The following is a 13,006-nucleotide window of genomic DNA, read 5'->3' as shown; positions in this document are numbered from 1 at the left end:
CCGCGTCGGTGGACTCACGAGGCCTGTTCCGCCCCGCTCCCCAGGAGCTCCCGCTGGGGAGCGCTCGTCTCGCTCCTGATCGGGTCACCCGTACGGACCGGCGGCACCGGCTGCAGCACACTTCTCCGCAGCGGCGTCAGCGTGTCCAGCCATGCCTGGTCGTAGGCGTATCCGAAGCGGCTGGCGACCCAGATCGGCCCGTACCGGTAGATGAGCACCCGGCGCTCACCCGGATTGACGCGGGAGGAGCCACCGTGCATGAGCCCGTCGACGAACAACAGCGCGTCGCCGCGTCGCAGATGGACCTCCACCGCGCCGGGCAGCATGTCGATCCGGTCGCCGTCGTGGCCGCCGGCCAGCGGGTGCGGCAGGTTCGACTTGTGCGAACCGGGCACGACCATGGTCGCCCCGTCGCCCGGCCCGATATCAGTCAGCGCGAGGATGATGTTGACCTGTCCGCAGCGGAAGACGCCATGGGCGTGGTGGTACTGGCCACGGATCGCGCCCCGGTGGCCGCCGGAGTGGACGGGGTGGTGTCCTCCGGTGCTACGAATGGAGGCGATCGACTCGTCGATGCAGACCCCTGCCACGTAGCTGTCCTCCTCACCGGCATAGTGGCTGACGAGCCCGAACCAGCTGGGGTGGTCGATCAGTTCCTCGAACGGCCGACCCGCGGTGACGGCCTGGTGCAGTTCGAAACCGGTCTCCGGGGTGTAGTCGCGACGCTGCCCGCCGCGGTACCACTCACCTCGGTCGATGTGCTGCGGAAACGCGTCGAATTCGGCGTTGAGCCTGCTCAGCAGCACCTCGTCCACGGCGTTTTCAAGGACCAGGTATCCGTTGAGGTCGAACAGGAAGTCATCGAGGGAACTGGGCTCGCGCACGGCCATGTTGTCTCCCGGAAGAGATGGGGTCGGTAGTTGGGTGCGGCCCCACTGTGCCGGGACGGGTGGACGCGGAGCATCTTCCTCAACCGGCCAGGCTGTCGCATAACCTCAAGGTGCTGCCGGGGAGGGTCCGATGGCGAAGGACGTAGCCAGTGGCGAAGGACGCAGCCGATGTCAGAGGACGCAGCCGATGGCTGGAGATGTGACCGATGTCCACACCATCGGGCTGGACGCGTCCCGTCTGACGACTGTTGCCATGTCCCGGGGCCATCTGCACCTTGAGGTCGAGTTCAACCTCCTCCTGGCCGGCACCGCCTGGTACGAGGTCGGCGCGCGCACGATCGAACTGCGCACCGGTCGGCTCACCGCCTTCTGGGGCGGCTATCCCCACCTGATGCACACCGAGGGGCCGGTGGAACTTATCTGGGCCACCGCGCCGCTGGGCGCGCTGACCGGTCAGCCGGTGACACAGTCCGCGGTGAGTTCGCTCCTGGCCGGGGGCGTACTCCACGGGTCATCGCGAGAAGCCGCGCACGACGGACTGCTGATGTCCCGCTGGGTCGGTGAGCTGAGTGACGGCGCGCGTTCTCGTCACCAGGTCTGCCTACTCGAAATGGTCGCCCGCCTCGCCCGCCTCGCCGCCACCGGAGGCTTGGATGTGCGCCCGCGAACGGTCCACTCCCCCGCCGCGGAGCGGATGCTGACGGTCATCGCCCGGTGCTACACAGAGCGGCTCTGCGTGGCGGAGATCGCCGAACGGGCGGACACCCACCCGACGTACGCGGCGCAGGTCTTCAAGGACACCTTCGGCATGTCCGTCTGGCACTACGTCACTCAACTGCGCATCGCCCATGCCCGGAGCCTTCTGGCCGGCACGTCCTGGGGGATCGACCGGATCGCGCATGCCAGCGGCTTCCAGACCCGCTCCAGCTTCTATCGCGCGTTCCGCTCGGGAACAGGCTCGACGCCGACCGCGTACCGCCGCAGCCGGGGACAGGACGCTCCGGACATTCCGGCTCGCGGCCGATGATGCGCGGCGGTGCGCCGCTGCCAGGCGCCGGCCGGCGTCCCGTTAACGGAGGGGAGCGGTGGAGCCCCGGTCGATGATCTCGGGAGCGGGCTTGCGGACGGTGGCGCTGCGGCCCTGTCCGCCGTCGATCATCCGTTTTAGCGTCTCGTAGCCGCGGACGCCCGCTTCGTAGAGCGGCATCTTCACCGTCGACAGCGCCGGCCGGTAGAAATCCGCCTGAGGGATGTCGTGATAGGCGATCACGGAGAGGTCTTCGGGCACCCGCAGGCCGAGGTCGGCGACGGCTGCGATGAGCCCACGCGCGAGCACGATGTTGTCGATCACGACGGCCGTGGGAGGGTCTTCCCGGCGCATCAGGGAAGACAGGCGGGTCTTCACGTCGTGAGGCTCGTACCCGGGCAGGATCCACTCCCGGCCGGGAGGCGTCAGCCCCCGGCTCCGGAAGGCCGCGCGAAAGCCGTTCCCTCGGGCGTCCGTCGTGAAGGGCACCGGTGGGCCGCCGATGAGCCCGATGCTCCGGTGCCCCAGTTCCAGGAGGTGATCCGTCGCGAGAAAGATCCCTTGACGGTCGTCGACCCATACACAGACGTGGGTGCCGTCGGTCGGGCCGTTCAGAATCACGCAAGGCACTCCTCGCGTGGTGAACGCCGCGATGTTCTCGTTGTCGACCGCCATGAACCGGACGAGGAAACCGTCCGCCATACCCGTGCCGACGAGGCGGCTCATCAGATTGCTTCCGGGGGAAATGCGATCGGAGTCCGATATGAGCACGACGCCTTCATGGGCATCCGCAGCGTCCTGCACCCCGCGCAGCGCCTCGTCGAAGACCGGGTTCGAGATCTTCGGCGTGATCGTGGCCACGATGCCGGTGCGGGAGGTCTTCAGCGACCTGGCGGCGTGATTGGGCACGTAGCCGAGCTCACGGATCGCCTCGAGAACCCGCTGCCGAGTGGCTTCGCTCATGCGAACGGTGCTGCTGCCCGAGATCGCGGCTGACACCACAGCCGCCGAGACGCCCGCATGCTCGGCCACCGTGCGGAGAGTAACCATGGGTACAGAATCTACCGCACCGCATTCTCCGTCCAGCCCCCGTGTCCCCGCTGTGACCTGGCGCAACCCCTTCAGCCCGCCCAGGACGCCCACACCGCTGGAGGGTCGGCGCCCCGACGAAAACCCCCTGCTACCGGCCGCGGGGCAGCGCGCCCAGGAGCGCGGCCCGAGAGGCAGACCTTACGGAAGTTCCGGCTCCGGAGCCGGAACCGATGTGTGTCGAGACCCTTGATTTTGCGTTCAATCGCCGTGACTATGGGGCCTCGAGTCCGGCAGCCAGGCCCAACACCCCTGCGCCGAGCGGGCGTTCTGAGGTGACGCGACAGGCAGGTCAGGAGCTGATGGTTGCGGTCGCCTCGCGCCTGACTGGGCGGCAGCCGCTCCGGATGTCCGTCCGGCGGGCCGAGCGCGGTCGCCCGGGAGTGATCCACAGCGATCCGGCGGGGTCGGCCGCCGACTCGGTGTCCTGGCCACGGGACATGGCGGGACCACACGTCGACTCTGATGTCAGCGAAGACAGGAGACTGACCATGAACAAGCCGACGCCTGCACGCGGCAGCGCATCGCGCCGTACGTTTCTGACGGCACTGGGGGTCGCCACCGCCGCGGTGGGTGTGTCCTCCCCTCGGGCGAACGGGGCCGCGGGGACTGCGTCCCAGGCAGCCGCGGCCGCACCCGGGCACCGGCCGCGGACCGATCTGCCGCTCAATTTCGAGCCCTACCAGGGCATTCAGCGTGGCCTGGTAAGCCAGGCCGACGGCGGGCCGGCGACGGCCGAGCCGAAGCTCCGGCACATCTACGCGGCGACGCCCGACACGCTGGCCATCGTGGTGGACGCCCAGTTCATCGCGGCGTTCCCCGTCGAGAAGTACGTGGCTCAGCCCGGCGACAGGGTGGAGCGCAGCCGGCTGGTGCCGTACGGCCCGAACAGCGAGCACAGCTGGGCGCGGGGGCGGGAGCTGTTCCGCGACGGCGAAAGCCTGGGCAACCTGGCGGGCCCGGACAACGACCTGTACCTGTGGCCCCACCGCCGCCTGATGGGCGAGGAGTTGGACCTCGCGTGGGCCGATGCCAAGGCGAGCTACGCGCTGGAGTCCATGGACGACGCGGGCTACGGCAGCCCCACCGAGCCCTTGGAGGTGTTCCGCAAGAGCAGGCCGCAGATGGCCGAATGGGCCATGACGGACAACGGGGTCGTCGAGAACGTGAGCACGGCGCGTCACGAGATCTACCTGAAGCTGCCGCAGGTTCTGAAGCCGGGCGCCCGGTACCGCGTTCGGCTGGCGGAGGGCTCGCCCCTCGGGCCCGAGCTTCGGTTCATCTTCGACGACCGGCGCCTGCGCACCGAGGCCCTCCATGCGAACCAGGTGGGATACCACCCGGAGGAGAAGGACAAGATCGCTACGATGGCCATGTGGCTGGGCACCGGCGGTGACGCCGCGCTGTCGTCGCTGTCGCGGTTCCATCTGGTGGAGGCGCGCAGCGGCGCCAAGGTGTTCACCGGCAGGGTGCGGCTGCGGCAGGAGGCGGTGCCGGGCAAGATCACACCGATCTATCCCGCCAAGGACCCCGACGGCGCCGCGATGCCGATGACCACGTACGCGCTGGACTTCTCCTCGTTCAACAGGCGTGGTACGTACCGCGTCTGGGTGCCCGGCCTCGGCTGTTCCTTCCCCTTCCGCATCGACCGCCGAGTCTGGGAAGAAGCGGCCAAGGTCTCGGCGCACGGCTACCTGAACCAACGCTCGGGCATCGAGCTGGGCCCCCCTCACACCGAGTTCAGCATCGCCCGCGCGCTGCACCCGGACGACGGCTTCAAGGTGCACTCCACCGACCCGGCGATCTTCTTCGACCCGGTCCGGTTCCCGGCCAAGTCGGGCGAGGGCAATCCGTTCAAGCGGATCCAGGCGTCCATCCTGCTGGACACCCACAACCCCGACGCCTGGGGCGGCTGGCACGACGCGGGCGACTACGACCGCAACATCGGAGGGCAGAACCACACCCGGGGTGTGCACGCGATGCTGGACCTGTACGAGAGCAACCCCCGCTACTTCGAGCGCCTGCGGCTCAACATTCCCGAGTCCGGCAACCACCTCCCGGACCTCGTCAACGAAGCCTTGTGGTGCATGGAGTTGTTCCGTCGCATCCAGTACGCCGACGGCGCCATTCCGAGCAGTGTCGAGTCGATCGAGCACCCGGACGAGCCGGGCTTCGCCCACGGAATGCCGACCGCGGTGACACCTTCGACGCCGCAGGTCTCGTACGCCTACGCGGCTGCCGCCGCACAGCTCTCCCTGGTTCTGCGCCGGTACGATCCGCGGCTGAGCGAGGAATACCAGGCCAGCGCGACACGGGCAATGGAGTGGGCCCTCGCCAACGCGCAGGTCCCCAACATCTTCCACACCAGCCACTTCCCGCAGGGCGAGACGCAGAACCTGGCCGCCGCGTGGATGTATCGCCTGACCGGCGATTCGCGTTGGCATGATCTGTTCAAGGAGTCCCTGGCGCGCATCCATCCGGACGGCGACCTGCGGCTGGACCGCTTCTCGTACTCCGGACCATGGGGCCTAGGCGTCTACGCGACCCTGCCGGCCTCCATGGTCGACGAGGACCTCCAGGCCCGGGCGATCGAGACGATCGCGGCTCACGGTGACCAAGCGGCGGCAACCCTCGACAGCTCGCCGTTCATGCTCATCCCCACGCCCAGGGACTGGGAGGATCGCCTGGGCGAGCCGTATCCCCTGGTGCTGGCCCACCGGGTGACGGGAGATGACAAGTACGTTCGCGCCTTGGCGCAGATGGCGCAGTTCGGCCTCGGCCGCAATCCGCACAACGCCAGCTTCACCGGCGGTCTGGGATCACGCCAGGTGGTGTCGTTCCATCTCCAGGCCTACTTCACCGGACAGCGCATCCCGAGCGGACTCTCTGCCGCAGGACCGCTGCACCAGTCGACCTGGGGCGCGCAACACGCCAAGGCGGCGCTGGCTCCCCGCATCCACCCGGCATGGGAGCAGTGGCCCTGGGCGGAGAGCGCGTTCGACATCCGCCACTGGGCGTTCACCGAGCACACTGTGGGCGGCGTGATGGCCAACCAACTGCTCATGCGGGGATACCTGGCACAGGAACACTGCAGCCGCCGGTGATCCCGCGCCCGCGAAACGGTGACGCGGCTGCCGAACAGCTCCGTCACCTGGCCGGTCAAACGGCCCTGTCGCGTACCTGGCGGACCTCGACGTCCTCGGTCCGGCGCCGCGCAGTGCGACGGCGTGATCAGCCAGGCGTGCGGACCCGACTACAGCAGGCCGGATGCGCTCGCGCAGGCCATCACTGAGGAGAGCGCCGCTCTCGCCGCGCTGGGGCAAAGAACTTCGCGGTCTCCAGTGCCTTGCGGCCCGGATGCCGATGCCGACGCTGCCGGACAGGCAGCTGCGGCGCGATCCTCGCCCACAACTCGTCGTCAACAGCCCACGGGTGGGGGTCACGCTTCCTCACACCCAACCGACCGAGCCACCCAGCAGGAGATCGCGGCCCAACCGCATTCCGTTAGGAGCCCTTAGGCGACCCTTAGGCGGGCAGCGCGGCCTCCGCGCCGGGACGTTGCTCCGGCACCTCGCGGCCGAGCAGTTCGACGGCGGAACGGAGTGAGCCGTCACGGCCGATACGGTCCGGCAGGCCCCGGCACTACACACTGCGACGAAACGTCGTTTCCTACCGTGCAGGTGAGGGCTCACCTACCTGAGGGAAGCCCAGCTCGTCGAGCAGTGTGCTGAACAAGTCCTCCACGAAGGTCTCATGTGAGCGAAGCAGCTCTTCGATCCTGACAGTATCTGACGTTACGGGAAGGCCGGCGGCTGCGGCCCATGAGACGGCGCCCTCGGCGTCGGCGGGAATCTCCGCGTCGAGCTCCGCGTGCTTGTCTCTGACTGCCTCATGGAATTCTGGTGTGTCCAGCCACAGAAGCTGATCCTCGAGATCGTCAGGCTCCTCGGCCAGAAGCCTGGCGGCGGCATCCACATTGAGCCATGCCTGCCACCGCCGGCCGGCGGCGTCCAGCCCGGTCACCAGAGCGAGGTCACTGTCGGAGACCTCAGCGACACAGGCCGGCGCCCCGCTCCACTCCACAAGAGCGAGCAGGTCCCCGTCATCCCACGTCCCGAAGTCGAACTGAAGTGTCTGCCAGCCGCCCGGCCGTGACTCCCCAACACCTACGGCGGCCTTCCCCTCTTCATCGAGACCGTCAAACACAGGAGCTTCCAACAACGGCCCGCTACTGCGAGCGAAAACCAGGTGACCCGAGAACCCCACGGCATTGCCTCCCTCGAAATGTGTGACGCACCCTACGGGCTCCCACCGACACCACAGACATGCCGGCCAACGCCCGCGGCCGGCCCGGCCCACCTGCCACGCAGAACTCCCCCATCGGCGACCTGAAGGGAGCACCACAACCCACTCCCAGCGACCTGCACGCCGCCGTTCCGCTGGACCATGCCAGGCGAAGACGCAGGTGGGACAAATGTCGGACGGGTTCGGCTTCTTGGGGTTCTGCATCAAGTCGCGCCACGCCGACTTCGGCGAGCGGCACAGAGAGACGGGCCGGTGGCCACACCGGCACCGCGCTCCGTGCCGACACGACAGGCACCCCCCTGGGGTCCCTCACACCGCGGGCGTCCCCATCCTCCCGACCTGCAGCACATGGGCGTCCAGGGGGAGCGGGGACCGGTCCACCAGGGCGAGACCGGCGTCGGCGAACAGCCGCTCGTAGTGGGTGGCGGTCCGCTCCCGACCGCCGACGTTGCACATCATGTGCAGATCCCAGGCGGTGGCCAGCGACGCCGAGCCGTCGGCGGGCAGCAGCCGTTCGACGATGAGCAGCACGGCATGGTCGGGCATCGCGCGGGCGCAGTGGCGCAGGATCTCCCGGCAGCGCTCGTCGTCCCAGTCGTGCAGGACCCGGGAGAGCACATAGACGTCGCCGCCCGCGGGCATATCGGCGAAGTCCCCGGCCAGGAAGTCGCAGCGGACGCCGAGACCGGCCTCGGCGAGCCGGTGCCGGGCGGCCTCCACTGCGTGCGGGCGCTCCAGCAGCACCCCCCTCAGGCGTGGGTGCGCGGCGAGGACGCGGCCGAGCAGTTCACCGTTGCCGCCCGCGATGTCGACCACGGTGGCTCCGCCGGGCGCCTCGGCCGCCGCGGTGAGGGCCGGGTGCGTGGGGACCGGGTCGAACATGGCGGCACCGGCGGCCATGGACCGGTCGAAGAGTTCCGCGAGGTGGGGGTCGCGGGCGAAGTGGTCGAAGTGGTTCTCCCCGAAGAGGTGCTCGAAGGCGACCTCCCCCGTGCGCACGGTGTGGCCGAGCGCGCCGAACGACCGGTAGAACGGGCCGCCGTACATCAGCGCCAGGGCCCGCATCGACCCGGGGACGTCCGCGCGCAGCAGGGCTCCGCGCTCGGTGAGCCGGAACCCGTCGCGCCCCTCCGCCACCGCGCCCAGCATGGCGAGGTAGCGCAGCAGCTTCGCCAGGTTCTCCGGCCGCGCGCCGACCTCCCGCGCCAGGTGCCCGACGGGAACCCCCCGTCCGGTGTCCATCGCGTCGGGCACCCCGAGTTCGGCGAACACGGCGAGCGCCTGCGTCGTCCACGCCCCGGTCATCAGGCGCAGGAGCGTTTCCGCCGGCTGTCCGGTGCGGTGCGCGTCGAGATGGGCGGCCAGCACGTCGCGGTGGTCGCCCGGGACGTACAGCTCCACCCGCCGGTAGCCGACCTTGGCCTCCACGGGCAGGCCGAAGTAGAAGACCGTGCCGTTCTCATGCGGGTTGTAGCCGCCGCCGTCGGGCGTGGCCCCGTAGCGCGCGAGGGTCGCGCACAGTCCGCGGAGCACGAGCGGGTCGGGCGCGGTGACGTCGAAGGCGACATGCGCCTCGTGCTGCTCCTCCCGCTCGTACGCGGCGATGTCCTCCAGGTCCGACCGCGGTGGAACGGTCAGCGCGAACACCTCGACCGTCCGCCGCGCGCCGTCCGCGCCGGTCACCGCGGGGCGCAGGATGCCGACGTCCAGGTCCGCGACCCGCCGATGGTGCCGCAGCGCCAGCCGGTCGCGTACGACGACACTCGGCTGCGGCGGCGCGGTGGCGACGAGCCCGCAGTCGCCGAGCATGGCGGCCAGCTCCGACTCTTCGGAAGGGAAGACGAGCAGGGCGGCGTGGGAGAAACGGCACCGCTCCACGAGCGCCTGCAGCTCCGGCCCGTCGAGCCCGGGCAACAGGAGCGGCAGCAGCGTCGCGGTGTCCTGCTCCCGGACGAATTCGACCGTCGTACGCAGGCGGGACGTCTCGCCCGACAACGTCGTGATCATTGCGGAGATCCTCATTTTGGTGTTCGGGGATGGTGGGACCGAGGGAGGAACGAAGAAGGGAACCGGGGAACGAACCGATTCCTCACACGCCGACGTAGTGCTCGGCGAACCAGTCCTGCCGACTGCGCGAGGTGCGCAGCGAGTGGAGGCGGGAACGCCACAGGGCGTGATGGAACGACGAGGCGCCGTCCGGGCCGGACGGGCCGTGCAGGAGCCCGATCATCCAGTGCGAGAACTCCTGAGCCCGCCAGATGCGGGTCAGACAGCGCGCGGAGTAGGCGTCGAGCCCTTCGGGTTCGCCGTGCAGGAGGCGGTCGATCAGCGCGCGGGCGAGCAACTCCGCCTCCAGTACGGCGAGGTTGGCGCCCTTCGCCGCGGAGGGGCTGATGAGAGCGGCGGCGTCACCCACCAGGAACAGCGATCCGTGGCGCAGCGGTTCGAGCACGTCGGAGGTCAGGTCGACGATCCCGCGCTGCACGAACCGGCCCCGGGTCAGTGCGCTGTGCTCCTTCGCCCCCATCCGCAGGTCCAGCTCGTCCCAGATCCGCTCCTCGGACCATGCCTCGGCCGGGGTGCCGCGTTCGCACTGGAGGTAGTAGCGGGTGATGTCGCTGCTGCGGGCCATGTGGCCGGCGAACCCGCGCTCGTGGACCGCGTATCCGACGGCGTCCAGGCTGGGCGGTGCCTCGGCGAGCAGGCCCAGCCAGGTCACGCCGTGGTCGTAGGCGTGCCGCCGCACCGAGCCGGCCGGCAGCGAGCGCCGCGCCGCGCCGTGCCGCCCGTCGCACCCGGCCACGTACCGCGCCCGGAACAGTCCGGGCCGCCCGTCCGCCTCGCGCACCGACACCGAGGGACGCGCTGTGTCGGCGTCCAGCACGGACTCCGCCTCAGTACCGAACCGCACCTGTCCCCCGCGGTCGAGGAAGCGCGTCAACAGATCGGTGACCAGGTTTTGCTGGGGGTACACCGTGTGCAGCTCACCCTGCCCGAGCCCGCCGTAGTCCAGCCGGAACGGGCCCTCCTGGGTGCGGAACTCGCACGCGCCGTGCTCTCGCCCCCGGAGCCGCAACCCCTCGTCCAGGCCGTGCCGTTGAAGGATCCGCACGGTGTGGGCAGCGAGGAACCCGGCACGCGCCCGGGTCTGCACCTGTGCCTGCCCGGCCCGTTCGAGAATGACGCAGTCAACCCCGCTGTCCTGTAGGAGATTGCCGAGCACGAGCCCGGCCGGTCCGGCACCGAGAACGACCACATCGGCCGCCCCCCACTTCTGCCCCTTGATCACGTCACGGGATACTAGGCGACGTAAGCGGGCGTACCGGACAAAGATCACCTGAATGCCCGGACTCGGGCGGACCGCCATGTGCGTTACGGCATATGGGCGCTCGCAAACCCGCGTGTTCATGCGGTCGCCTGACGGGTTGCCATACGGCCATGACGGTGAGCGCGGCGTGCAGATTCGGCTCGGACCGGAGCTGCGCCAGGGCCTCGCGGAGCAGCCCCGTCGGGACGAGGCGGCCGCTGGGGCGGGACGGTCGGAACCGGTACGGGCCTGACGGCGCGTGTGACAGTGTCCACCGGCAGGGCACCCGTCGCGCCCAGGTGGCGTGCGGGCGCTGTGGTCTGCTTACTGCCGGCCCTGTCGTACTTCCACCGGTCGACCACGACCGGGCCGTTGGCGCGGTTGACCACGCCGCCCGGCGATCCGGACCGGGAGATTCCCGAGGTCCGCACCGGCAGCTTCTTCCCCAGCCCGCTGGAGCGACGGCGCCGCGTAGACCAAGCCCTCTACGCCACGATCATGGAGGCATACCGGAGGGGGACGAGCGACTGGGTCACGGCTGCTCCTTCGGGCGAGAGGGCGGCACGATCTGCCGCTACGAAATCGCCGTCCATCACCGTCCTCCCGAGCGGCCGGTGAGGCCAGGGGCGTGGATCGCGCGTCGAATGACGGTCCGCACGCGGCTGTCACGAAGGCGTGCGTGGTGTGTGGGGCGCATCCGTCGGCGCGCCCAGAACCGAAAAGGTCGAGAGCGGCGGCCTCCGCGTCGGAGGCAGAGGCGCCTGACGCGGGTGAGGGGTGTGCGGTGACGGATGACCGGGGTTGGGAGGTCGCGCCGGACGGCGGACGGCCGGACGGCGCCACCTGCGCACACGTCGGACTCCTGCGCACGCCTGAGGTGACGCCGGATGGTGCCTGCGCGGACTGCTTGTCCCGCGGCTGGCCCTGGGTGCGACTGCGCTGGTGTGTGACGTGCGGGAAGGTCGGATGCTGCGACAGTTCCCGGGGGATGCACGCGCACGAGCACTACACGCGGAGCGGGCACCCGGTGGTCCTCTCGCTGGCTCCGGACGAGGACTGGGCGTGGTGCTTCGCCGACGAGGTCTTCCTGGTCCGCCGCCGGGGAGGCCGGCCACATGAGGAATGAAGCGACGCGGCAGGGACCGGCCGCCTCCCGCCGTCTCCTTCGGTACGGGAGCCCGGCCGCGTCACGCCGGGACGGCTCCCCGGCCCCGGACCAGGCGTCCCAGAGCCCATCGTGCCGGACCGGCGTACGCCGCGACCGCGATGGCCGGTCCCTCGACGCGCAGGATCGCGACCGACCCGGTCGCCCGGGCGACGACCTTGTGGTGCAGCCGCAGACGTACGGGGCCGAGCGCGACCCGCCACACCCACTGCCGACGTCGCTCGTCGAGGGACTCCACGACGAAATCAGCCGTGACGCCGAAGAGCGAGACGACCTCGCCCCGTGTGCCGCTCCTGAGCCGCTCACCCTCGACACGCACCGCTCTGATCTGCGGCGACCACGTCGGCCAGCAGGCGGGAACGACATACCGGGACCAGACGTCCCCGGCGAGGGCCGGACCGGAAGCCCGCAGGGTCACGACAGCCATGAGGACACCACCTCGCAGTCGACCGAGCGGCCGTACGCTGCCCGCCCATCGACTGTCGGGTGTGGTCGGCCAGAGGGACTTCGCGAAGGATATCCGGTATGCCCGCTTGGAGGGATGTTCGTCCCGGTGCGACGGCTGATGGTCATCGCTGACCGCGCGGCGGGGAAGCGCTCAGCGAGTGCGCCCGAGCGGCCGCTCGGAGCGAGCGGCTGTGCGGGCGAGCGCCGAGCTTCCTCGGCGCCTGACGGGGTAGGGGTACACCCTGCGAGGAGAGCGGGCACCCGCATCAGGGCCCGCGAACGCACTAGTGAGAAGGCGATATCACGCGATGGCCGATGACGCGTACCTGTTCCTCCTGCCCGAACGGCACCCTCGGATCGGCACGGCGCTGGCCGCGGTCGGCGACCTGCAGTGCTCCGAGACCCCCGCGGTCCACGGCTGGCTGCAGGCCCACGGTGTCTCGGCGTCCTCGGAGGAGGTACGGATCCTCCCCTTCGACGCCGAGGCGTTCATCCCCGAGGACTCCGAACGGCTGCCGATTCCCCTGAGCGAGGACGAGGCGGTGCGGGTGGCGCAGGAGTGCGCGCCGCGATCGGTCACCGAGATGGAGAACGAACTCCTTCAGTTCGCCGAGACCACGCAGGACTGGGAGGGCCTCGTCCACCGGGCGCTGGACGCGGGCATCCCGGCGCCGCGCATCGCCCGGCTCACCGGCCTCGACCCGCAGGAGATCAGCCGCCTGATGCTGTGACGATGGGCTTCCTCGGCTGCGACTCGTACTCCTCGCCTGCGCCAG

10 protein-coding genes and 1 pseudogene are annotated in these 13,006 nt (G+C 70.0%); 5 read left to right on the top strand and 6 right to left on the bottom strand.

Annotated elements, in window-relative coordinates:
- Positions 1–14: 14 nt before the first annotated feature.
- Positions 15–890: a phytanoyl-CoA dioxygenase family protein gene (locus ACWDRW_RS24655; protein ID WP_451726201.1), complete on the bottom strand. Its 876-nt coding sequence runs from the start codon at positions 888–890 to the stop codon at positions 15–17.
- Positions 891–1,077: 187 nt separating this feature from the next.
- Here ACWDRW_RS24655 and ACWDRW_RS24650 point away from each other — a divergent pair, with 187 nt between their 5' ends.
- Complete coding sequence (locus ACWDRW_RS24650) at positions 1,078–1,917, top strand: helix-turn-helix domain-containing protein (protein WP_451726200.1); 840 nt, start codon at positions 1,078–1,080, stop codon at positions 1,915–1,917.
- 42 nt (positions 1,918–1,959) lie between these two features.
- Here the strand turns inward: ACWDRW_RS24650 and ACWDRW_RS24645 are convergent, their stop codons facing one another.
- Complete coding sequence (locus tag ACWDRW_RS24645) at positions 1,960–2,949, bottom strand: LacI family DNA-binding transcriptional regulator (protein WP_451726199.1); 990 nt, start codon at positions 2,947–2,949, stop codon at positions 1,960–1,962.
- Positions 2,950–3,179: 230 nt separating this feature from the next.
- Between ACWDRW_RS24645 and ACWDRW_RS24640 the strand changes: the two genes are divergently transcribed.
- Positions 3,180–6,110, top strand: a complete 2,931-nt coding sequence (locus ACWDRW_RS24640; RefSeq protein ID WP_451726198.1) for a glycoside hydrolase family 9 protein — start codon at positions 3,180–3,182, stop codon at positions 6,108–6,110.
- Positions 6,111–6,675: 565 nt separating this feature from the next.
- Here the strand turns inward: ACWDRW_RS24640 and ACWDRW_RS24635 are convergent.
- From ACWDRW_RS24635 to ACWDRW_RS24625, 3 genes are all read right to left on the bottom strand, one after another.
- Positions 6,676–7,272 carry a hypothetical protein gene (locus ACWDRW_RS24635; RefSeq protein ID WP_451726197.1) on the bottom strand — a complete coding sequence of 199 codons (597 nt, stop codon included), beginning with the start codon at positions 7,270–7,272 and terminating at the stop codon, positions 6,676–6,678.
- 348 nt (positions 7,273–7,620) lie between these two features.
- Positions 7,621–9,318, bottom strand: coding sequence for a methyltransferase (locus ACWDRW_RS24630; protein ID WP_451726196.1), 1,698 nt, complete (start codon positions 9,316–9,318; stop codon positions 7,621–7,623).
- 82 nt (positions 9,319–9,400) lie between these two features.
- Positions 9,401–10,567, bottom strand: a complete 1,167-nt coding sequence (locus tag ACWDRW_RS24625; protein WP_451726263.1) for a 4-hydroxybenzoate 3-monooxygenase — start codon at positions 10,565–10,567, stop codon at positions 9,401–9,403.
- Positions 10,568–10,999: 432 nt separating this feature from the next.
- On the opposite strand from ACWDRW_RS24625, the pseudogene ACWDRW_RS24620 reads away from it, so the two are divergent.
- Together ACWDRW_RS24620 and ACWDRW_RS24615 are read left to right on the top strand one after the other, a co-directional pair.
- Positions 11,000–11,143 (top strand): annotated as a pseudogene (locus tag ACWDRW_RS24620) (transposase); the annotation flags it as partial.
- Between the two features lie 103 nt (positions 11,144–11,246).
- On the top strand, positions 11,247–11,744 hold the full coding sequence (locus ACWDRW_RS24615; protein WP_451726195.1) for a UBP-type zinc finger domain-containing protein: 498 nt from the start codon (positions 11,247–11,249) through the stop codon (positions 11,742–11,744).
- Positions 11,745–11,805: 61 nt separating this feature from the next.
- On the opposite strand, the gene ACWDRW_RS24610 is transcribed toward ACWDRW_RS24615, so the two are convergent.
- On the bottom strand, positions 11,806–12,210 hold the full coding sequence (locus tag ACWDRW_RS24610) for an SRPBCC family protein (protein WP_451726194.1): 405 nt from the start codon (positions 12,208–12,210) through the stop codon (positions 11,806–11,808).
- 328 nt (positions 12,211–12,538) lie between these two features.
- On the opposite strand from ACWDRW_RS24610, the gene ACWDRW_RS24605 reads away from it, so the two are divergent.
- Positions 12,539–12,961 (top strand): DUF6003 family protein, encoded by a 423-nt coding sequence (locus ACWDRW_RS24605; protein WP_451726193.1) that lies wholly within the window; start codon positions 12,539–12,541, stop codon positions 12,959–12,961.
- The last annotated feature ends 45 nt before the right edge of the window (positions 12,962–13,006 follow it).

This window comes from Streptomyces sp. NPDC003635 (assembly GCF_053587635.1).
The sequence above is the reverse complement of the archived record's forward strand: the minus strand, read 5'-3'. Positions and strand labels throughout refer to the sequence as shown.

Coding starts and splice junctions, on each gene's coding strand:
- ACWDRW_RS24655 (WP_451726201.1), bottom strand. CDS start 890: ATGGCCGTGCGCGAGCCCAGTTCCCTCGATGACTTCCTGTTCGACCTC.
- ACWDRW_RS24650 (WP_451726200.1), top strand. CDS start 1,078: ATGGCTGGAGATGTGACCGATGTCCACACCATCGGGCTGGACGCGTCC.
- ACWDRW_RS24640 (WP_451726198.1), top strand. CDS start 3,180: ATGTGTGTCGAGACCCTTGATTTTGCGTTCAATCGCCGTGACTATGGG.
- ACWDRW_RS24630 (WP_451726196.1), bottom strand. CDS start 9,318: ATGATCACGACGTTGTCGGGCGAGACGTCCCGCCTGCGTACGACGGTC.
- ACWDRW_RS24610 (WP_451726194.1), bottom strand. CDS start 12,210: ATGGCTGTCGTGACCCTGCGGGCTTCCGGTCCGGCCCTCGCCGGGGAC.
- ACWDRW_RS24605 (WP_451726193.1), top strand. CDS start 12,539: ATGGCCGATGACGCGTACCTGTTCCTCCTGCCCGAACGGCACCCTCGG.